Source organism: Streptomyces sp. NPDC056527 (genome assembly GCF_042794475.1).
Taxonomy (GTDB): Bacteria; Actinomycetota; Actinomycetes; order Streptomycetales; family Streptomycetaceae; genus Streptomyces.
This window is the reverse complement of record NZ_JBHTTQ010000076.1, coordinates 17,122-35,911: the sequence shown is the minus strand read 5'-3', so window position 1 is coordinate 35,911 and position 18,790 is coordinate 17,122. Positions and strand designations below refer to the sequence as shown.

Below are 18,790 nucleotides of genomic sequence, written 5' to 3'. Positions count from 1 at the left end.
CTCCAGTACCGGGCCGTGCGCACCCTGGCACGCCTGCTCCCGGACGACGCCCGCTGACCGTTCCGCGGCCCCCACGCGGGGCCGCCCCCGGCCGCGGGGGGGGGGGGGGCGGGGGGTCGCGCCCCCGCTTCCCGCTCGGCGGCTACTCGTTCGTCTTGGGCAGGCCGGGCGGGTTGATCTCGGACTTGGTCACGGCCTCGTCGGACAGGCCCCAGCGCTGAAGCACCTTTGCGTACGCGCCGTTGTCGATGACGTGGTTGAGCGCGTCGGCGAGCGGCTTGGCCAGGCCGCTGTCCTTCTTGGTGGTGGCCGCGATGAGGCCCTGGAGGGTGGCGCCGGCGCCGGAGTACGTGCCGACCACCTCCGTCTTCCCTGTGGTCGCCGCGTGGTAGGCGGCGGTCGGGTTGGGCCCGAGGTAGAGGTCGATACGACCGGACTGGAGGGCGAGGTAGGTGTCGCTCTCGTTCTGGTAGTACTTGATGTTCACCGGCTTGCGTCCGGCCTTCTCGTTCTCCTTGCTCCACTCGACGAGCAGCTTCTCCTGGTTGGTGCCGCTGCTCACGGCGACGGTCCTGCCCGCCACGCCCTCGGGCCCGGTGATCTTCAGGCCGCTGCCCTTCTTCGCCTCGAAGCCCAGGTTGTCCTCGCGGTAGGTGGCGAAGTCGTACTTCTCCTTGCGCTCCTCGGTGACGGTGATGTTGCTGAACCCGACGTCGTACTTGGCGCTGTCGAGGCCGACGAAGATGTTCTCCCAGGAGACCGGGTTGACGTGCAGCTTGAGACCGAGGACGTCGGCGACCAGGGACGCGAGGTCGGGCTCGACGCCGATGACGGTCTTGTTGTCGGTGGCGAAGAAGGTCAGCGGTGCCGCCGAGCCGGACGAGTCGACGACCTCCAGGGTGCCTCGCTTGCGGATCTCCTCCGGGACCTCCGCGGCTATCGAGTCCACCTTGTCGGTGGTGACGCGGTTCTGGTCCGGGCTCAGGTTGATCTTCACCTTGTTGCCCGACGCGGCGGCGACCTCGGTCGTGCCGCCGTCGGAGGGATTGCCGCACGCACCGAGGACGAGGGCGGCGGGCAGTCCCAGGGCGGCAGCGGCGGTGCGGCGGGTGATCGAGGCGGACATGGTCGTGCTCCTTGCTCAGCGGGATCGGGGGAAGGGGAGGTCAGAGGACCTTGGAGAGGAAGGCGCGGGTGCGCTCGTGCTGCGGGGTGTCCAGAACGGCCACCGGCGGGCCCTGTTCCACGACGACGCCGCCGTCCATGAACACCACGGTGTCGGCGACCTCGCGGGCGAAGCCGACCTCGTGGGTCACGACGATCATGGTGGTTCCGGTGCGGGCCAAGTCCTTGATGACGTCGAGGACTTCGCCGACCAGCTCGGGGTCGAGAGCCGAGGTGGGCTCGTCGAAGAGCAGCACCTTCGGTTCGAGGGCGAGTGCGCGGGCGATGGCCACGCGCTGCTGCTGGCCTCCGGAGAGCTGCCGCGGGTAGGCGTCGGCCTTGTCGGCGAGGCCCACCCGGTCCAGCAGGCGACGGGCGCTCTCCTCAGCCTCCCTGCGCGGGCGGCGCAGGGCGGAGACCGGCGCTTCGATGAGGTTGTCCAGCACGGTCAGGTGCGGGAAGAGGTTGAAGTTCTGGAAGACGAACCCGATGTGGGTGCGCTGCTTCAGAACGTCCTTCTCCTTCAGCTCGTGCAGCTTGTCGCCCGAGCGGCGGTAGCCGATGAGCTCGCCGTCGATGCTGATCCAGCCGCGGTTGACCTTCTCCAGGTGGTTGATGGCCCGCAGCAGGGTCGACTTTCCGGAGCCGGACGGGCCGAGGATCACGGTGACCTCGCCGGCGCGGACCTTCAGATCGACCCCGCGCAGCACCTCCAGGGGGCCGAAGCTCTTGTGGACGCCGTGGACGTCCACCATCACGCCGTCGGTCGTCGACTTCGCGTCGTCGGCTGCCACTGCCACTGCCGCGTCACTCATCGGCTTTCTCCCAGGGGTTTCAGGGGTACGACGGGTTGGTTGCGCTGTGCGGCCGCCGCACGCAGGTCGCGGACGAAGCGCCGGGCGCGCTGGAGCGGGGTGGGCGGCGGGGTGCGGTTGGCGCCGCGGGCGTAACGGCGCTCCACGTAGTACTGCGCGACCGAGAGCAGGGAGGTCAGCACCACGTACCAGGCGGTGGCGACCAGCAGCAGCGGGATCACCCGTCCGTTGCGGCCGTAGATCACCTGCACCTGGTAGAACAGCTCGCCGATGGACATCACGTACACCACCGAGGTGCCCTTGAGCAGGCCGATGATCTCGTTGCCGGCCGTGGGCAGGATGGCGCGCATGGCCTGCGGCAGCACGATCCGGCGGATCTGCCGCAGCCGGGGAATGCCGAGTGCGGCGGCGGCCTCCAGCTGTCCCTGGTCGACGGCGATGACACCGCCGCGCACGATCTCGGCGGCGTAGGCGGCCTGATGCAGTGTCAGCCCGATGATGGCGGCGCCGATCGTGCCGATGAGGCTGTTGCTGTCGACGGACCAGAACACGGGGCCGAACGGGATCCCGACGCCCAACTCCTCGTACAGAGCGCTCAGGTTGAACCAGAACACCAGCTGGACGATCATCGGGATGGACCGGAAGATCCAGATGTAGGTCCAGGCCACGGTCTGCAGCACCGGGCTGCGCGACAGCCGCATGAAGGCCAGTACGGTGCCGAGGAGAAAGCCCAGCACCGTGGCGTACGCGGTGAGCTGGAGGGTCACCGATACTGCCTGGACGATGGTCTCGGACAGGAAGTAGGAACGGAAGACGTCCCACTCCCAGACCGGGTTGGTGGCCAGGCCGTGCACGAACTGGGCGACCAGCACGATCACGGCGACGGCTGCCACCCAGCGAAGGTAGTGGCGGGCGGGGACGACCTTGAGCGAAACCGGGCCGTCCGGGCCGTCCAGGGCGGGCGGGGCTTCGGGGCGCGTGGCCGGGGAGGCCGCGCCGGGAGGCGCGGAGGTGGAATGGGTGGTCGGAGCCATCGTGGTCTTCCTGCTCAACTCTTAAGTGTGCTCAAGCGGATTGACCCGCGACGTGTCGATCGCGGAGGCGGAAGTTCCCCACTTCTCGGGGATCCGGGCGTACGTGCCGTCCTTGATCAGCCCGTTGTCGGCGGCCTGGAACGCTTGGGTGAGCAGGGAGCATGGTGCGTGGCCGGCAGGTGCTTCTCGAAGGGGAGCGGGCCGATGGTCTCCGGGTCGGCCTCCGTGTCGAAGAGGGGGATGTAACCGGTGGCCAGGTACAGGCCGCGGGCCTCCGGCTGGCGCGGGCCGGTGGTCAGGTAGATCCGCCGGTAGCCACGGGCGCTCGCCTCGTGCTCCAGTTCGGCGACGACGCGGCGGGCCAGACCGCGACGGCGGTGCGCGGAGTGCGTCCAGATCCGCTTCAGCTCGGCCGTGGTCGCGTCGTATCGCCGGAACGCGCCGCCGGCGACCGGCTCGCCGTGTTCGAGGAGCAGGAGCAGGACGCCGCCGTGGGGCGCGGTGAATTCCTCGTCGGGGTAGCGGGAGATCTCGTCGTGCGCGTCCTTGCCGTAGCGCCGGGAGTACTCGTCACCGAGTTCCCGCAGCAGGGGGCGCACTCTCGGGTCGGACAGGGGGACTTGAACCACTGTCAGTTCCGGTGTCGTCGTCATCCGTTCACCGCCGCGAGGGTGCCGGGCGGCGCCTGCTCGGCGTCATGCTTGATGTCCCGCTGGGCGTCCCGCTCGGCGTCGCGTTTGGCGACCTCCTCGCGGACGATCGGAATCACGTACCGGCCGAAGTCGATCGCATCGCCCAGCAGGTCGTAGCCGCGGGCGGACAGGATGTCGACGCCGAGGTCGTGGTAGTCGAGCAACGCCTGGGCGACCGTCTCCGGTGTCCCCACCAGGGCGTTGGAGTTGCCGGCGCCTCCGGTCGCGGCTGCGGTCGGGGTCCACAGCGCGCGGTCGTAGCGCTCCCCCGCCTCGGCGATGGCGATCAGCCGTTGCGAGCCGGCGTTCTGCGGAAGAGCGGCCTCGGAGGCGCCGGTGCGGTGGCGCCGCTTGAGTCCCGCCGTGCCCCGCTCCCTGATCGCACCGAGCGTGCGATGGGCCTTCTCCCAGGCCAACTCCTCCGTCGGGGCGATGATCGGGCGGAAGGCCACCTGGATGCGGGGCACATCGGTGCGACCCGCCGCCTTCGCGGCGGCCTTCACGGCCTCGATCTGCCCGGCGGTCTCCGCCAGGGGTTCGCCCCACAGGCAGTAGATGTCCGCCTCGGCGCCCCCTGCGGCGTAGGCCGCGGGCGACGATCCTCCGAACGACACGTTGGGGCGGGGTTGTTGGGCCGGAAAGACATCGCTGACGAAGTCGTGGAACCGGTAGTGCTCGCCCTCGTGGTCGAAGGGCTCATGGCTGGTCCAGATCTTCTTGACGATCCGGATGTACTCGCGAGTGCGCGCGTAACGCTCGTCCTTGGTGAGGGTGTCGCCCTCGCGGCCCTGCTCATGGTCGTCGCCCCCGGTAATAAAGTGCACGGCCAGCCGGCCTTCACTGATCTGGTCGAGGGTGGCGAACGTCTTGGCGGCGAAGGTGGGGTACGAGACGTTGGGCCGGTGGGCGAGCAGGATCTGGAGGCGGTCCAGCCTGCTCGCGACGTAGGCGGCGGCCGGCGCGGGGTCCGGCGATCCGGAGCCGTAGGCGAACAGCACCCGGTCCCAGCCGTGGTCCTCGTGCGCCCGGGCGAGCCGGAGCGTGTACTCCTTGTCGAAAGCGGCGCCGGAGCGCGGGGTGGTTTCGGAGCCGTCGTTGGTGGCTGCGATGCCAAGGAACTCCACGGGCATGGGAGGGGCCTTTCCTCAAGTCCTTTGGTCCGTGCCGTGGGCAGCGGCACGCGGGCACGGCGGAGCAGAGCACCTTCCGCGTACGGTCGAATGACGGCGCTTCAGGTGCTGCGAAGCGGATGGTGAGCAGAGTGATGGCGCCGGGGCATGTGCCCTGGGCGAGGTGAGGCGGCGGCAGCGCGTGAAGGTCTCGCGGGACCGTCATACCTCGTATCAGCGTGTGTGCTGAGCGTATTTACGACGGTGCCGCGACAGGAGGAACTCGGCCCACGACGGGGTTCCGAGGGAGGTTGAGGGCCGGTCAGACGGCCCGCTGCCGCATCAGCAACAACACGAGGCGGACCACACCCGACCGAAGTCGATGTGGTCACGGGTGACCAGGCGCTGCTCGGCATTCATGCGAACAATTGAGCAGTACATCGCGCTTCTCGTCAACTACGGCCCGGATGCCGGACCGTAGTCGGCCCCGTGCTGGGCGTGGTGCACGCATGCGCGTGACGGTCCTTCCGGAGGCCGGCAGGCGCGGCGGGCACGGCGGCGTCCAGGACGCGGTACGTGTACGAGCGCCGGGCCGCGTCGCGGGCGGCTCCCGCTCGGATTGTTGCCGCGACGTGACGGCGTCATGGCCACCCCGTGGCGATACCGTCCGCCTGCCCGCGGAACTGTCCGGCAGCCCCTACCATCCCGGGAACGGCCCCGCCGCTGGTGGTTGCGGGGCCGTCCCCCCTCTCTGCCAAGGGCAGGTTCCCCATGAGCATTTCCCGCACCCTCAGCGTCGACGAAGCAGAGCCACGACTGCCCGAGCTGAACGTGGTCGACGTCCGTACGCCCGGCGAGTTCGCGTCCGGCCGCTTGCCCGGCGCCGTCAACGTCCCCCTGGAACGCATCGAGGGCAGACTGGCGGAGCTGCGGCACACCGCAGAGAGCGATTCGCTGCTCCTCGTGTGCGCTTCCGGCGCCCGCTCCGAGAAGGGTGCCGCGGTCCTCGCCTCCCACGGGATCGCGGTCGCGAGCCTGACCGGTGGCACCCGGGCCTGGGCCGCCGCCGGGCACCTGCTCGAGCATCCGCCCGGTCCCGTACGCGCCGTCTGGGGGATGGAGCGTCAGGTGCGTTTCACCGCCGGCGCCCTCGTGCTGCTCGGTCTGGCTCTCGGGCTGCTCGTGCATCCGGCGTTCCAGCTCCTGTCGGCTGCGATCGCCGGGGGTCTGGTGTTCTCGGCGCTCACCGACACCTGCGGCATGGCGGTGGTCCTTGGCCGACTTCCCTTCAACCGGCGGGGCGCGACAGCTCGCCGATGACCCGCGCCTCCTCTTCCGGCACGGTCACTCCCGTGCACATGGCTCCGGCTGCGCCGGGCGACGGCTCCCCTTGCCGAACCGGCCGAGCAGCGCGGTGAGGAGCACTGCCGTCAGTGTGCCGGCGACGACGCCGCTGCCCAGGATCGTGCGGGCCCACGAGGGAAACCCCGCGTACAGGTCCGGGGTGAGCAGGGGCAGCAGACCCGCGGTGAGCGCGAGCGCGGCCGTCAGGTTACCCGTACCCGTGCCTGACAGGTCGGCGCGGCGGAGCATCTCCACGCCCATCACGGCGATGACGGCGTAGACGACGAGGGCGGAGCCGCCCACGACGGCTTCGGGGATGCCGGCCAGCGCCCGGGAGACGGGCGTGGCCAGGCCGAGGACCATCAGGAGCGCTCCGGCCCCGGCGGTCACGTAGCGGCTGCGGACTCCGGTGAGGCGACCGATGCCGATGTTCTCGGCGCTCGTGACCATGAGGGACGTACCGAACAGTCCGCCTGCCAGGGAGACCAGGGCGTCGGCGCGGGCGACGCGTGGAACGTCCCGTTCGGGAGCGGGAGTTCGGCCGACGGTCTCGCTGTTGAGCACGGTCTGTCCGGTGATCTCGGCCAGGGTGGTGAGGCTGAACACGAGCAGCGGAATCGCGGCCACCAGGTCGAACCGAGGTGACCCGAAGGGCAGCAGGTCCGGTAGCGCGAAGCCGCTGCCGGCCGCGGGGGTGAAGGCTCCCAGGCCGGTCGTCACCGCCACGACCGTTCCCGCCGCCATCCCGATGAGGACGGAGGTCTGGCGCCAGACGCCGCGCAGGAGTACGTACGCTGCGACGGTCGCGGCGACCGTCAGCGCGGCGAGGAGCACCGCCGGCGGCTCGCCCTTACCGTCCGGGCCGGTGACCAGTCGGGCGGCTACCCGGATCATCGCGATCCCGATGAGCAGCACGGTCACGCCCATGACCAGAGGCGGGAAGAGCCGTACGACGCGGGCGTACAGGGGCAGTACGGCGAGCAGCAGCGCCGCCGCGAGGAGGACGGCACCGGTGGCGGTCGGCGCCCCGTGTTCCTGGGCGATCTGGAGGAAGAGCGCCGTGGCGGCGCCGCCGGGCAGCATGACGAACGGCAGGCGGCCGCCGATCCGCCACACACCGAGGGATTGGAGCAGGGCGCCCACGCCGCACAGCAGCAGGACGGCGCTGAGCAGCGAGGCCGTCACACCGGGCGTCGTCTTCAGGGTGCCGGCGACGAGGAAGACGGTGGAGACGGGGGCGGCGATCATCGCCAGGACGTGCTGGGTCGCCAGCGGTACCAGTCGCCGCCACGGGACCCGCTCGTCGACGGCCTCCACCACGCGGGTCGGGGCCGAGACGGGGGCCGGCGTGGAGGATGGCGTGGTCGTCATGCCGTCGCCTCCAGCCACGGGATGTCGGCCGCGGTGTAACGGTAGGCACGGAAGACGGCGTTGGGCTGGGACGGGAAGAGGCCCTGGACCTCGCTCTCGGCGTAGCCGGAGAAGTACGGGACGACGTACTCCCAGCACAGATAGCCGTCCTTCGTCACCTCGAACAGCCGCCCGGACGGAGAGTCGGTGACAAGCGTGTTGCCGTTCGGCAGGCGCTGGGCGGAGCCCATGAAGGGCGCGAAGAAGAACTCGCGGGCCGGGTCGTGGTACTCCCAGACGATGTCGCCGTCGGTCCGGTCGATCTCGATGACACGGGAGTAGGGGACGTCGTGGCCGGGCCGGAAGACTCCGTTGTCGAAGACCAGCAGCCGACCGTCGTCCAGTTCGGTGGGAGCATGCTGCTGGCTGACCGTGCCGGGGCGGCTTCGCCAGAGGATCTCGCCGGTGGCGCGGCTGATGACGACGACGGCCGAGACGCTGCGCAGGCTGGCGAGGATGTTGCCGTCCCGCAGCGGTGTGACGCTGTTGATCAGCGGCCAGTGCTCGCGGGCGTACGCCTCGTGCAGCGCGAAGGACTCTCGGTCGAGGTGCTCCGCGGCGCGCCAGGACCACAGGAGCTCGCCGTCCGGGCCGACTTCCTTGATGGTGTCGGCCCATACGACACCGCCCGCGGCCTCGGAACCGGGCACTCCGCCCCGTACCGCCGCGGCATCGTCCCCGGTCAGGGCTTCCAGCGCGCTGTAGAGGATGCGGCCGTCGTCGAGGTGGTGGGCGTCATGGTGCTGGAGGGGGTCCCGGTGCTCCCGCAGCACGGTTCCGTCGGGTGCCGCACGGAGCATGACGCCGCCCCGGTACTTGTGCCACATCGGGAAGAGGGCCTCCTCTCCCGGGAGTACGCCGTTGTAGGCGAGGGTGCCGTCGGCGAGCAGGCGGGCGTGGCGACCGGGGCGGTAGGGAAGGTCCCAGCGGTGGGTGGTGCGGCCGTGGATGTCGATGAGATGGACCTCGCCGGTACCGGTGAGCGGTGCGTAGAGGGTGTAGCCGTCGGACACGGCCGTCTCGTCGAGGGCGATGAGGCCCGTGGGACGCCGGCGGCGCGAGTTCTGGTCGATCGGGGGCACGTCGGAGCTCCTCGCTTCAAACTTTCTTTGATGAAAGCAACCGACTTTGACGGTAGGGCCGTTCTGTGACGGGCGTGTGTCAGGAGTACGAAACCGTCTCCGGGTTCCTGCCTCGGAGCGCGTAAGGTGCCGTCAGGCGCCGTCGGCCAGGGAGAACGGCGCCGCAGGGCGGGGAAGGACGGGACAGATCCATGGAGGCCGCGAACACACCGAGGGTGGGCGCTGCCGTACGCCGCCGGCGAAGGGCACTCGATCTGACGCTCGCCGACATGGCCCAGCGCAGTGGGCTCTCCTCCCCCTTCCTCAGCCAGATCGAGAACGACCGGGCGCGTCCCAGCATGCGGTCGCTCCAGCGGATCGCGGACGCCCTCGGCACCACGGCGGTACAGCTGCTCGCGGCCTCGGACGAGACCCGCACGGTCGATGTGGTGCGTGCCGGCGACGACAGCGGCCTCGACCGCGAGGCGCGGGTCCGGCCGGTGGTGCGGGGCCGCCATCAGCTGCACGCGCTGGAGTTCACCGGTGAGCACGAGGCGGACCGCGAGTTCCGGCACCGCAATGACGAGCTGATGTACGTGGCGGACGGCTCCGTGGAGGTGGAGGCCGACGGCCGGATCCACCATCTGGGACGCGGCGACACGCTGCTGCTGTCCGGCGGCGTCCGGCATCGCTGGCACACGACCGAACCCGGCTCGCGGGTCCTGGTGGTGGCGATCGGCGACCACGTGGAGGTCCTGGAGTCCTGAACGGGCGAGGCCGCGCACGCGTGGGCCGCCCTGCGGTCACCGCCTGGCTCGTCTGCGGGCACAGCGAACACGGCTTCGCGGGGGCGCAGGAACGGGGCCGATGCGGCCGGGGGCAGCCCCGTGAGAGTTCCTCGATCGACCGGGCAGCTCAGCCCCGCGTGAGTTCTCCGATGATGCCGGGCAGCTCAGCCCGTGAGAGTTCTCCGATGCGGCCGGGTTCAGCCTCGTGACAAATCTCCGATGTGGGGCGGGGTTCAGCCCCGTGAGAGTTCGCCGAGCAGTTCCCAGGTGCGGCGCCTGTCGTCCTCGCCGCTCAGGTCCGTCGCGGTGAACACCACTTCGGTGGCCCCCGCTTCACGGTAGCGCCGGACCTCGGCTGCGACCGTCTCCTCGTCGCCGAGCACAGCCAGGTCGGCGGCCCGGTCCACGCCGGAGAGCTCGATGGCGCGCTGGTAGGAGGGAATCCGCTCGTACAGCGCGAGTGCCTCGGCCGCGTCCCGCCGCACACGCTCGGCGTCGGAGGTGACCGTGCCGGGTACGAGCGCCACGATCCGGGGCGCGGGCCGACCCGCCGCCTCCGCGGCGGCCGTCACGGCCGGAACGATGTGCTCGGCGAGCGCACGCGGACCGGCCAGGAACGGCAGGATGCCGTCGGCGAGTTCACCACTGACGCGCAGGGCCTGCGGCCCCATGGCGGCGACCAGCACAGGCACCGGCGGCTGGGCCCCTGGAACCGCCGCCGAGTACGGCGTCGTCGCCGTCAGCAACTCTCCGTGGAAGTCGGCGTCGCCCGTTTCGAGGAGGGGCCGCAGGGCGGTGAGGAACTCTCTGAGCAGGCCTATGGGACGCCGGTACGGAAGGCCGAATCCGGTCTCGGTGAGGTGCCGGGTGCCGAGGGCGAGCCCGAGGTGGTACCGACCGCCGGTGGCCGCCTGGGCCGTCTGAGCCTGGCTGGAGACGAGCAGGGGATGGCGGCCGAAGATCGGTATCGCGGCCGTCCCCACCTCCAGGCCCGGCACCTCGCGCCCGACGATCGCGGCCAGCGAGGGCGAGTCGTACGCGAAGGACTGGCCGAACCACGCGGAGTGCAGACCCGCGTCCCGCGCCTCGCGGGCGAGCCGAACAGTGCTGTCGACGGGGAGCTGTCGGGCGGTCGAGCTGAGCGTTACTCCGAGAGTCATGCACGCCGCAACAGGCGGCTCCGGGGCCGGAATTCCGGATCCGGCGTGCACGACATGTGCCGTCACATGTTCTTCATGCCGCGTGCATGGTCCTGGTGCGGCTCTCCCTCCCATGATCGACAGAGCGCCCGCACCGCACCCACAGCCGCACCGCCCCTCCATACCCATCCGCATCCGCATCCGCATCCGCATCCGCATCCGAGGAGCCGTCAGCCATGCCCAGCCGCCGTACCTTCCTGGCCGGTTCGACCGCCGCCCTCGGTCTGGCCACCGCCACCGCGACCGCAGCGGGGCCGGCGCAGGCGGCGTCCTCGGTGGCTGTGCCGGACGCGGCGGAGGGCCCGGGTACCCGGCTGCCGAACTTCGTCGTCGTCCTCGCCGACGACCTCGGCTACGGCGATCTCGGCGCCTACGGCCAGAAGCTGATCGCCACCTCCCGACTCGACCGGCTCGCGGCCGAGGGACTCCGCTTCACCGACGCCTACTCGACCGCGGCCGTCTGCGCCCCGTCACGCTGCTCCCTGCTGACCGGACTCCACACCGGTCACTCCACGGTCCGCGCCAACCCCTCCTCCGGCGGCCAGGGTTCACTCACCGCCCACGACACCACTTTCGCCGAGGTGCTCCGGGCCCGCGGCTACCGCACCGCCGTGATCGGCAAGTGGGGCTTCGGGCCGGAGGCCGCCGGCCAGGACAGCCATCCGGCCGCCCGCGGTTTCGAAGAGTTCTACGGCTACATCGACCACAGCCACGCCCATCAGTACTACCCCGCGTACCTCTGGCACAACGACGTCAAGGAACCCATCCCCGCCAACGCCGGCGGCGCGAAGGCGGTGTACGCCCCGGACCTCCTGGAGCAGCGCGCCCTGGAGTTCATCGGCGCCCACGCCTCCGAGCCGTTCCTCCTGTTCCTCACCCCGAACGTCCCGCACGCCCCCAGTGACATCCCCGACTCCAGTGCCTACGCCGACCGGAGCTGGACGGCCGCGAACAAGGGCCACGCGGCCCAGGTCACGTACTTCGACTCGCTGGTCGGCAAGGTGGTCGACCGGCTCCGGGAGCTCGGTCTGGAGGAGGACACCATCGTCCTCGTCACCAGCGACAACGGCCCCCACGAGGAGGGCGGGGTCAACCCCGACCTGTTCGACGCGAACGGTCCACTGCGCGGGTACAAGCGCAACCTCTACGAAGGCGGCGTACGCGTCCCGCTCATCGCCTGGGGCCCCGGGCGGGTCCGGCAGGGAATCAGCGACCGTCCCACCCCGCTGACCGACGTTCTCCCCACCCTGGCCGAGCTGGGCGGCGCCCCCTCCCCCACCGACGTGGACGGGCTCTCCGCCGCTCCTTTGCTCGCCGGCAGCCCGGACGCGGCGCGCCACGGGCACCTGTACTGGTTCCGCGACGAGCGGGGCGTCACCAGCCGGGCCAACGCGCAGGACGGCGGGCGGGCCACCTGGCTCGCCGAGGCGGTCCGCCGGGACAACTGGAAGGCCGTGCGTTTCGCCCCCGAGCGGGACCACACTCTCCCCGATGAGCAGTGGCAGGTTGAGCTGTACGACCTGGCCACCGATCGCGGCGAGACCCTCAACGTCGTGGACAAGCATCCGGCAAGGACAGCGGAACTGGTGGCGCTCATGCGCTCGTCCTGGAAGGACAGCTATCCGCGCGTCCCGTTCGGCACCCGCCTGACCCTGCCCGGTCTGGCCGTCCCCGGCCAGGCGTTCACCGTGACCGCCACCCTCGACAACGGCTCCTCACGGCCGTGGACCAAGGCCTCGCTCGCGCTGCACGCCCCTGACGCCTGGATCGTGACCCCCACCTCCCCGACCACGGCGAACCAACTCGCCGCCGGCGGCCGTCTCACCGCCTCCTGGCGGGTCACCCCACCCGCGAGCTCCGCCCCCGCGACCACGTGGACGCTCACCGCCGAGGGCAGCGCCCTCAGCCCGGCCGGCCCGGTCCACTACCCGGCCACGGGCACGGTCCCGACCCCGCCTCCTGCCCCCACCCGAGATTCCTACCTCTCCGAACTCCCGTGGATCAGCGCCACGAATGGCTGGGGGCCAGTGGAGCGCGACGCCTCCAATGGCAAGAACGCCGCCGGCGACGGACCGCTGATCTCCTTCGGCGGTACGACGTACGCCAAGGGCCTGGGCGTCCACGCACCCAGCGAGGTCGCCTTCCATCTCGGCGGTGCCGCGGTCCGGTTCACCTCGCTGGTCGGCATCGACGACTTCTCGGCCAAGCAGAGTGCGGTCGGCGCCACCTGCGCCAAGGTCTACGGCGACGACCGTCTGTTGCTGACGACGCCCACCCTGACGGCGGCCACGGGCCCGGTCCAGGTCGACCTGGACGTACGCGGCGTCCGCGTCCTGAGGCTGGTGGTCGAGGACGCCAACAACCGAACCTCCTTCGACCACACTTCCTGGGCCCTCGCGCGCGTCACCGTGGGCTGACAACCAGGGCAGGTGGGCCACGCAACTGTCGAGCATGATGCGGCCGTCCGGTCTCGACCGGCGCGCCTTCGGCAATCAACCGGCTGCGCACAGGCAACCAACGGTGCATGAAGGGCCCATGAGAATCACGGATCGATTCCAGGAGTCTTCGAAGCCAAGAACAGGTGAATGAAAGGTGTCCTGCGCCCTCTCGTCGCGGGCCATGGCGGCTTCAAGGCTGCCGGTCCCGCCATGGGGCGGACCTGGGCCGGCTCCGGGTCAGACCATGACCGTGCCCGTGTAGTCCGCGATCGCGGCCAGTAGCTCTGTCTGGAAGTCGCGGTCGTGCACGGCATCGTGGGGATCCTGCAGCCGCTGGTGATACCAGTACCCGCCGCTGGAACGCGCTCGCGGGTCGTCCGTGCCGGCGAGCCACTCCTGGGTGAGATGGCCCAGCCGCAGGTCGTCGGGCGCGCCGGGTCCTCCCATCCTCGTGGGAACCCAGCCGGGATCGACGGCGTTACTGATCACGTTCGGCCAGATCCGGGCGACAGCGACGGCGAGGGTCGTCACGAAGAGCTTGCTGTCGGAGTAGGAACCGGTTGCGCGCAGTCCGCTCCAGTCGACGTGGGCCAGCTCCGCCCTCCCGCCTCTGTGCATGCCACTGCTCAGGTACACCAGCCGCTGCGGGCGCCGGATGAGGGCCGTGAGCAGATAGGGAGCGACGACGTTGACGGGCATGATGCGTGGGCCGGTGTAGACACCTGCGTTGTGGATCACGGCATCCATCGGACCGAGCCGGTTCACCTGCTCGGCGACGCTCGACGTCTCGTCCTGGTCGGCCAGGTCTCCGACGACTGCCGCGGCCCCTCGGTCGACGAGGTCCCGGACAGCGGTGAGGCGTGCGGTGCTGCGTGCGTGGACGACGACGTCATGGCCGGCGTCCATCAGGGTCTGGGCCGCGGCTCGGCCGAGACCGTCGGCGGAGCCCGTGATGAAGATGCGTGCCACGTCTTCCCTTCCGCGGGCCTCCCTGCCCCTGCCTGCGGCGGCAGACGGCACCAGCCGAGAAGTCACCGGCCAGGCCCGTGCTTTCTGAAGCGTGGTGGAGGAGCCGGCTAACGCGCCACACGGTAGCGGAGGTAGACGAATTTCGAACTGAAGGTGCGGGTCTCGACGAGTTCGAGATCCACTCGGCGCTCGGCACGGGGAAAGAACGGAATGCCACCGCCGACCAGCACCGGGTACACCACGGCCTGGTACTCGTCGATCAGACCCGAGGCGGCCGCCTCGGCGGCGAGAGTCGCACCCCCGATCGCGATGTCACCCTCCCCCGGCTCGGCTCGCAACCGCTCGATCTCCTCCGCCAGGCCGCCGGAGACCAGGCGGGCATTGCCCTCCACGGCCGACAGGGTGGTGGAGAACACCACCTTCGGGAGGGGGTTCCAGAGCGAGATCCACTCCCGCGTCGAGTCGTCGAGCGAGGGGTCCTGGTCGGCGGTCTCCCAGTACAGCATCGTCTCGTACAGTCGACGTCCCAACAGATGGACGCCGACCCCTCGAATCTGGTCGATCCAGAAACGAAAGACGTTCTCGTCGGGAGCCGACCAATCGAATTCGCCGTCCGGTCCGACGATGTAACCGTCAAGTGAGACGTTCATCGAATAGGTCACGCTGCGCATCAGAAGCCCTCCTCGAATAGCGGGTTCCACCGTACGACTGCCGGAGGCCTCGAAACTCATCGCGACTCGCGGGATCCCCCGGACCAAGTGACCTCACGAGATCATTTCGTCGAGAAGAGCTCACTCATCCGAGAACTTCGACGCGGAGACTCTCTGGCCCTGGGTGACGTACGGCCGCATCCGAAACCGCCGCGCGGCCCCTCCATTCGGGCTCACCGTCCGGCACCACAGCGGAGCGGACGGAGCCTCAGCCACGGGGGCGGGCTCGGTACGCCTGCCAGGCCGCGAGGGCCTCGGTGCGGGAGCCTTCCGGATGGCGGCCGTGCCAGTCGCGCAGAAATCGGTTGAACTCGAACTGCAAGCCGACCTCTTGAGGTTCAGCCGCCCGGACACGTGTCGCATGCCAGTGGGCGACGGCCTCACCGAGGGTGCGCCCGGCGGCCTCCGCGATGTAGTCCCGCATGAACGCGTCGAAGTGAAAGGCAGGCCCGATCTCTCCACGGAAGAACTCCCGGAGGACCTGGCTGCACCGCTGCCCCTGCGGGATCACGGTATCGCGGCAGACGGGGGCAGCCAGCTGCCTCGCCGCCCGCCGCGGCGACGGCGCGGGCTCCGGCAACGGGAGGCCGTCCAGCGCGGCGGCCAGCCGTGCGGTCACGGCTACCTTGCCACCACCGACAGGTAGCCCCATCTCCCTTGCCAGCGCGGACAGTTCAGCAAGAGTCCAGTACCAGCGCTTCAGCTCCGCACCGGCCAGGTCGGGGGTCAGGGAGGGCCGAGAATCCCCCGCACTCGTACTCACGTTCCCATCCTAGGCGACCGCCGAGCGGGAGTAACCAGGGCGGCCCACGCCCACACGCTCACCTCGAAGCGCCGGTCCTGTCGGTCGAGCAGCGGACATGGAGCGGTGGTGCGCCGAGTTCCGGAAGAGGCAACTCAGGCGCGGAGTCCACCGCTCCGTCCGTGCGCCCTCGAGCTCGACATCCACACTCGGGGCTTTCGCGGCTTCGGCTACTTCTTCAGCTCGTCGAGGCAGAGCACGAACTGCTTGCCCGAGCTGCGGCGTCCACCACGGGTCTGCTCGAGGTAGCCGACGTCCGACTTGCCCTCGCACTTCGTGGTGTCCAGAGTGTCGGGGATCACCTCGACGACCTTGTACGTGGCCTCGGCGCCTCCGCACTCCACCACCTGCAGGTCGGGAGAGACCGTGGACCCGGTGTTCTTGAGGCAGTCTCCGGCCTCCGCGTGGTCGGCGTCGTCCTGGCTGGCGAAGTAGGCCACCGCGCAGACGATGAGGACGATCACCACACCGATGCCCTTGAGGATCTTCATGATGCCTATGCCCCCGCTCCGGGACGGCGGCGCCGGCTGCGGAGGCGCCGTCCACTGCTGCTGCTGTTGAGGCGGCGACTGCATCTGCATGTGCTGCTGGGGCGGGTACGGCTGCTGCTGCTGCGGGTACCCGTACCCCGGCTGGGGCGGGTACCCCTGCGGCGGCTGCTGTGCGTACGGACCAGACGGACCAGGCTGACCGTACGGGCCAGGGCCTTGCTGCGGCGGATAGGTCATGTGGGAGCCCCCGTGAGCGCGTGAGAGTGCGTCATTTGACGCGGACACGCTATAGCAAGCGATCACCACGACCTAAATGCGGGAGTTGAGCGGCAGCGTGCGAGGCGCGTTCGAAATGGCCGGATGGCTGCCGCCGGCAGCGACGCTTCCCCATCTCCGTGGATGCGGCATTGTCCGGGCGCCCTTCAGGAGCCGAAACCCGGAGTCGGCGGGGCCGGGTCGGCGCAGGAACCCAGGGGCGACAACTGCCCACAGTGGCGACGACGACGGCTCCATCGCCGACCCGGTGTGCACCACCATCGGTCCTGACCCCTCCGGAGCCCAAGCGACGCGCCGCGCCGGTCGCCTCCTCGGACGGACGGGGCGCCAGAGGCGTGCGCACACCGTGTCGATGCGGGGTACGGGCGTAACCGAGCCCGATGATGACCTGTTCCGCTATTCACTCCTGCTTGGGTCTCGATGCCGGCCATGGAACCGGGCGGTCACGTGTACTTGTGCCCCCAGTCCTTGCAGAGGCCCCAGATGACGAAGATGCCGACACCGATCACGGTGATCGCCCACCAGGGCGTGTACGGCAGCCACATGAAGTTCGCGATGACGACGAGCGCCGCCATGACGACACCGCCGACGCGGGCCCAGTTCGCGCCCTTCAGGAGTCCGATACCGACGATGAAGGCGATGACGCCCAGGGCCAGGTGGATCCAGCCCCATGCGGTCAGGTCGAACTTGTAGACGTAGTTGCCGACCCGGGCATAGACGTCGTCCTCGGCGACGGCCGCGATTCCCTGGAACACCTGCAGGACGCCCAGGATGCTCAGCAGGACCCCGCCGAGTACGGTGCCTCCGGCCGCCCATGAGTGGGCGGTGGTCGATTGTGGTTGTTGGGTCATGACACGACTCCTTCGCAGATCGGGGGTGACGGTGCGCCCCTCAGAATGCGGTCCCGGCCCGGTGCCGGGCGACCGGGCCCAAGACCGCGTTCGCCCTGCCGGCGGCGACCGTCGCGCGGGCGACTACGGCGATGACGCCGGGGCGACCTCGACGCACCGAAGGACGACCCGACATGGCTCTCACCTTCGCTTTCCAATGCCTGTACGGCGTTTCAGGCAGAGTCCTGGTAGGCCCGCTCGACCGCTTCGGCGGGGATGTGCTCATGGGCGAGGTATTCACCGCCCGCGCGTCGGATGGCGCCGGTGATGCCGACGGCCCAGGTGTGCTCCCACAGGAGGATGGCCGCCGACGAGTTGGGGACGAGCTCTTCGGCGATCAGGTCGAGGTCGTCCTGACTGAACAGTCCGCCGACCTCTCCCCCGATGTCGTCGAACACCGAGGCCTCCGTGGGGTCGAGAGCATCGAGCTCGACGTGGGAGACGACGCCGTCCGCGTCCTTCCTGATGAAGGTCAGATCGAGGATCCGCACCGTGCCGCTCGCCACGAGGCGCTTCAGCTCCGGTGCGATCTCGCCTCGGAACCGGTTGCCGGGAAACGCGACGGCTATGTACTCGACAGGTCCCACGTCCACGACTGTGCTCCTTCTCCCCTGCGTCAGCCGGCGAGAACCTTCTGCTTGGCCTTCTCGTACTCCTCCGCCGTGATGTCGCCGTGGTTCCTGAGATCGGCAAGCTTTCCGAGTGCCGAGGCGTGATCGGTGGTGGTCCCTTCGGTCGCGGTGGCGGCCGCCCGGATGTACTCCTGGAACTCCTGCTCGTTCCTGCGCGCCCGGCTCAGCTCACGTTCACCCATGCCCTTGCCCCGGGCGATGAGGTACACGAAGCATCCGAGGAACGGCACGATGACGACGAGGATTGTCCAGCCCGCCTTGCCCCAGCCGCTGAGCGAGTCGTCCCGGAAGATGTCGCCGATGATGCGGAAGAGCAGCATGAACCACATCACCCACAGGAACACCCACATGATGCTCCAGAACACGTTCAGCAGCGGATAGTCCATGATCGTTCTCCTCGGCATGACGCCATGGACCGTCGACGGCCCATCGCGATGCGAATGCGGTCTTCGGGGGCCCGGGCGGGTCCACTCTCGGCTGTGCGCGGTCAACCGGCGGGAGGTCCGCCCGGGCGGGCTTCCCGTCGCCCGCTGGGGCACTTATCGAACACACAGGCACCACCGCCAACGGGCTGCAGAGCACACGCCCGGCCCCGTCGCGCCCGGACCTCCGCCACTGCGGAGTCCAGCCGTATGCGGGCCGGCACATACATGATCGCCCGGTCGGTCGTTGATCGCATGTAGCGCCGTTCGAGGGACGCCGGACGGTTCGGCAGCGGCTGGCCGTCCAGCACGTTTTCGCAGGTCACAAGGGTTCTCATGCCCGGACATACCGGGAGATCTTCCCAGCACGTGACTGCGGCTTCGAGGCCCGCCGGCGGCCCGCGCAGGGAGCGCAGCGACTGGGCGACCGTTCCAGCAGTACCTCGCGCCATCCGGCTGCCCGCGTCTGCAACCGACGGCCGCGGGAAGGGACCGTTCAACCCTTCCCTCGTACACGGCACGAGAGCGTTTCCCGCGTTCTCGG

19 protein-coding genes are annotated in these 18,790 nt (G+C 69.9%); 4 read left to right on the top strand and 15 right to left on the bottom strand.

Annotated elements, in window-relative coordinates; genetic code table 11:
- Nucleotides 1-142: 142 nt before the first annotated feature.
- From ACFQ7Q_RS28030 to ACFQ7Q_RS28010, 5 genes are all read right to left on the bottom strand, one after another.
- Complete coding sequence (locus ACFQ7Q_RS28030; protein ID WP_383559837.1) at nucleotides 143-1,126, bottom strand: ABC transporter substrate-binding protein; 984 nt, start codon at nucleotides 1,124-1,126, stop codon at nucleotides 143-145.
- 40 nt (nucleotides 1,127-1,166) lie between these two features.
- On the bottom strand, nucleotides 1,167-1,979 hold the full coding sequence (locus ACFQ7Q_RS28025; protein ID WP_383559835.1) for an amino acid ABC transporter ATP-binding protein: 813 nt from the start codon (nucleotides 1,977-1,979) through the stop codon (nucleotides 1,167-1,169).
- Complete coding sequence (locus tag ACFQ7Q_RS28020) at nucleotides 1,976-3,013, bottom strand: amino acid ABC transporter permease (protein WP_383559845.1); 1,038 nt, start codon at nucleotides 3,011-3,013, stop codon at nucleotides 1,976-1,978. Before ACFQ7Q_RS28020 ends, ACFQ7Q_RS28025 begins: the two co-directional genes overlap by 4 nt.
- Before the next feature lie 116 nt (nucleotides 3,014-3,129).
- A complete protein-coding gene (locus ACFQ7Q_RS28015; RefSeq protein WP_383559833.1) occupies nucleotides 3,130-3,666 on the bottom strand; it encodes a GNAT family N-acetyltransferase in 537 nt (178 codons plus the stop codon).
- Nucleotides 3,663-4,835: an LLM class flavin-dependent oxidoreductase gene (locus ACFQ7Q_RS28010; protein ID WP_383559831.1), complete on the bottom strand. Its 1,173-nt coding sequence runs from the start codon at nucleotides 4,833-4,835 to the stop codon at nucleotides 3,663-3,665. Before ACFQ7Q_RS28010 ends, ACFQ7Q_RS28015 begins: the two co-directional genes overlap by 4 nt.
- A 750-nt stretch (nucleotides 4,836-5,585) precedes the next feature.
- Between ACFQ7Q_RS28010 and ACFQ7Q_RS28005 the strand changes: the two genes are divergently transcribed.
- The gene (locus ACFQ7Q_RS28005) at nucleotides 5,586-6,134 is read left to right on the top strand and encodes a rhodanese-like domain-containing protein (protein ID WP_383559829.1); all 549 of its coding nucleotides are present in this window, start codon (nucleotides 5,586-5,588) and stop codon (nucleotides 6,132-6,134) included.
- Between the two features lie 24 nt (nucleotides 6,135-6,158).
- Here the strand turns inward: ACFQ7Q_RS28005 and ACFQ7Q_RS28000 are convergent, their stop codons facing one another.
- Nucleotides 6,159-7,529, bottom strand: a complete 1,371-nt coding sequence (locus ACFQ7Q_RS28000; protein ID WP_383559827.1) for a uracil-xanthine permease family protein — start codon at nucleotides 7,527-7,529, stop codon at nucleotides 6,159-6,161.
- Nucleotides 7,526-8,641, bottom strand: a complete 1,116-nt coding sequence (locus ACFQ7Q_RS27995) for an aryl-sulfate sulfotransferase (RefSeq protein ID WP_383559844.1) — start codon at nucleotides 8,639-8,641, stop codon at nucleotides 7,526-7,528. The genes ACFQ7Q_RS28000 and ACFQ7Q_RS27995 overlap by 4 nt, the downstream gene beginning before the upstream one ends.
- 200 nt (nucleotides 8,642-8,841) lie before the next feature.
- Here ACFQ7Q_RS27995 and ACFQ7Q_RS27990 point away from each other — a divergent pair, with 200 nt between their 5' ends.
- On the top strand, nucleotides 8,842-9,396 hold the full coding sequence (locus ACFQ7Q_RS27990; protein ID WP_383559825.1) for a helix-turn-helix domain-containing protein: 555 nt from the start codon (nucleotides 8,842-8,844) through the stop codon (nucleotides 9,394-9,396).
- 254 nt (nucleotides 9,397-9,650) lie between these two features.
- Here the strand turns inward: ACFQ7Q_RS27990 and ACFQ7Q_RS27985 are convergent, their stop codons facing one another.
- Nucleotides 9,651-10,577 carry an LLM class F420-dependent oxidoreductase gene (locus ACFQ7Q_RS27985; RefSeq protein ID WP_383559823.1) on the bottom strand — a complete coding sequence of 309 codons (927 nt, stop codon included), beginning with the start codon at nucleotides 10,575-10,577 and terminating at the stop codon, nucleotides 9,651-9,653.
- Between the two features lie 215 nt (nucleotides 10,578-10,792).
- Between ACFQ7Q_RS27985 and ACFQ7Q_RS27980 the strand changes: the two genes are divergently transcribed.
- Entirely contained in the window at nucleotides 10,793-13,033 is a 2,241-nt protein-coding gene (locus ACFQ7Q_RS27980; RefSeq protein ID WP_383559821.1) for a sulfatase-like hydrolase/transferase, read from the top strand.
- Nucleotides 13,034-13,291: 258 nt separating this feature from the next.
- On the opposite strand, the gene ACFQ7Q_RS27975 is transcribed toward ACFQ7Q_RS27980, so the two are convergent.
- The 4 genes from ACFQ7Q_RS27975 to ACFQ7Q_RS27960 all read right to left on the bottom strand — a co-directional run bounded on the left by ACFQ7Q_RS27975 (nucleotide 13,292) and on the right by ACFQ7Q_RS27960 (nucleotide 16,026).
- Nucleotides 13,292-14,023, bottom strand: coding sequence for an SDR family NAD(P)-dependent oxidoreductase (locus ACFQ7Q_RS27975; RefSeq protein ID WP_383559819.1), 732 nt, complete (start codon nucleotides 14,021-14,023; stop codon nucleotides 13,292-13,294).
- Between the two features lie 107 nt (nucleotides 14,024-14,130).
- The gene (locus ACFQ7Q_RS27970) at nucleotides 14,131-14,694 is read right to left on the bottom strand and encodes a dihydrofolate reductase family protein (RefSeq protein ID WP_383559843.1); all 564 of its coding nucleotides are present in this window, start codon (nucleotides 14,692-14,694) and stop codon (nucleotides 14,131-14,133) included.
- Between the two features lie 247 nt (nucleotides 14,695-14,941).
- Nucleotides 14,942-15,496 (bottom strand): DUF6434 domain-containing protein, encoded by a 555-nt coding sequence (locus ACFQ7Q_RS27965; RefSeq protein WP_383559818.1) that lies wholly within the window; start codon nucleotides 15,494-15,496, stop codon nucleotides 14,942-14,944.
- 209 nt (nucleotides 15,497-15,705) lie between these two features.
- Nucleotides 15,706-16,026, bottom strand: a complete 321-nt coding sequence (locus ACFQ7Q_RS27960) for a hypothetical protein (RefSeq protein ID WP_383559816.1) — start codon at nucleotides 16,024-16,026, stop codon at nucleotides 15,706-15,708.
- 66 nt (nucleotides 16,027-16,092) lie between these two features.
- Here ACFQ7Q_RS27960 and ACFQ7Q_RS27955 point away from each other — a divergent pair, with 66 nt between their 5' ends.
- Entirely contained in the window at nucleotides 16,093-16,287 is a 195-nt protein-coding gene (locus ACFQ7Q_RS27955; RefSeq protein ID WP_383559814.1) for a hypothetical protein, read from the top strand.
- A 458-nt stretch (nucleotides 16,288-16,745) separates the two neighbouring features.
- Here the strand turns inward: ACFQ7Q_RS27955 and ACFQ7Q_RS27950 are convergent, their stop codons facing one another.
- The 3 genes from ACFQ7Q_RS27950 to ACFQ7Q_RS27940 form a co-directional block, all read right to left on the bottom strand.
- A complete protein-coding gene (locus ACFQ7Q_RS27950; protein WP_383559812.1) occupies nucleotides 16,746-17,153 on the bottom strand; it encodes a hypothetical protein in 408 nt (135 codons plus the stop codon).
- Nucleotides 17,154-17,365: 212 nt separating this feature from the next.
- The gene (locus ACFQ7Q_RS27945; RefSeq protein WP_383559810.1) at nucleotides 17,366-17,785 is read right to left on the bottom strand and encodes a DUF6325 family protein; all 420 of its coding nucleotides are present in this window, start codon (nucleotides 17,783-17,785) and stop codon (nucleotides 17,366-17,368) included.
- Between the two features lie 23 nt (nucleotides 17,786-17,808).
- A complete protein-coding gene (locus tag ACFQ7Q_RS27940; protein ID WP_383559808.1) occupies nucleotides 17,809-18,210 on the bottom strand; it encodes an SHOCT domain-containing protein in 402 nt (133 codons plus the stop codon).
- Nucleotides 18,211-18,790 lie beyond the last annotated feature (580 nt).

Excerpts from the sequence above, each read along its gene's own strand:
- ACFQ7Q_RS27985 (WP_383559823.1), bottom strand. The coding sequence starts at position 10,577 with ATGACTCTCGGAGTAACGCTCAGCTCGACCGCCCGACAGCTCCCCGTC.
- ACFQ7Q_RS28005 (WP_383559829.1), top strand. The coding sequence starts at position 5,586 with ATGAGCATTTCCCGCACCCTCAGCGTCGACGAAGCAGAGCCACGACTG.
- ACFQ7Q_RS27940 (WP_383559808.1), bottom strand. The coding sequence starts at position 18,210 with ATGGACTATCCGCTGCTGAACGTGTTCTGGAGCATCATGTGGGTGTTC.
- ACFQ7Q_RS28025 (WP_383559835.1), bottom strand. The coding sequence starts at position 1,979 with ATGAGTGACGCGGCAGTGGCAGTGGCAGCCGACGACGCGAAGTCGACG.
- ACFQ7Q_RS27970 (WP_383559843.1), bottom strand. The coding sequence starts at position 14,694 with ATGCGCAGCGTGACCTATTCGATGAACGTCTCACTTGACGGTTACATC.
- ACFQ7Q_RS28000 (WP_383559827.1), bottom strand. The coding sequence starts at position 7,529 with ATGACGACCACGCCATCCTCCACGCCGGCCCCCGTCTCGGCCCCGACC.
- ACFQ7Q_RS28015 (WP_383559833.1), bottom strand. The coding sequence starts at position 3,666 with ATGACGACGACACCGGAACTGACAGTGGTTCAAGTCCCCCTGTCCGAC.
- ACFQ7Q_RS27960 (WP_383559816.1), bottom strand. The coding sequence starts at position 16,026 with ATGAAGATCCTCAAGGGCATCGGTGTGGTGATCGTCCTCATCGTCTGC.
- ACFQ7Q_RS28030 (WP_383559837.1), bottom strand. The coding sequence starts at position 1,126 with ATGTCCGCCTCGATCACCCGCCGCACCGCCGCTGCCGCCCTGGGACTG.
- ACFQ7Q_RS27980 (WP_383559821.1), top strand. The coding sequence starts at position 10,793 with ATGCCCAGCCGCCGTACCTTCCTGGCCGGTTCGACCGCCGCCCTCGGT.
- ACFQ7Q_RS28020 (WP_383559845.1), bottom strand. The coding sequence starts at position 3,013 with ATGGCTCCGACCACCCATTCCACCTCCGCGCCTCCCGGCGCGGCCTCC.
- ACFQ7Q_RS27950 (WP_383559812.1), bottom strand. The coding sequence starts at position 17,153 with ATGACCCAACAACCACAATCGACCACCGCCCACTCATGGGCGGCCGGA.
- ACFQ7Q_RS27990 (WP_383559825.1), top strand. The coding sequence starts at position 8,842 with ATGGAGGCCGCGAACACACCGAGGGTGGGCGCTGCCGTACGCCGCCGG.
- ACFQ7Q_RS28010 (WP_383559831.1), bottom strand. The coding sequence starts at position 4,835 with ATGCCCGTGGAGTTCCTTGGCATCGCAGCCACCAACGACGGCTCCGAA.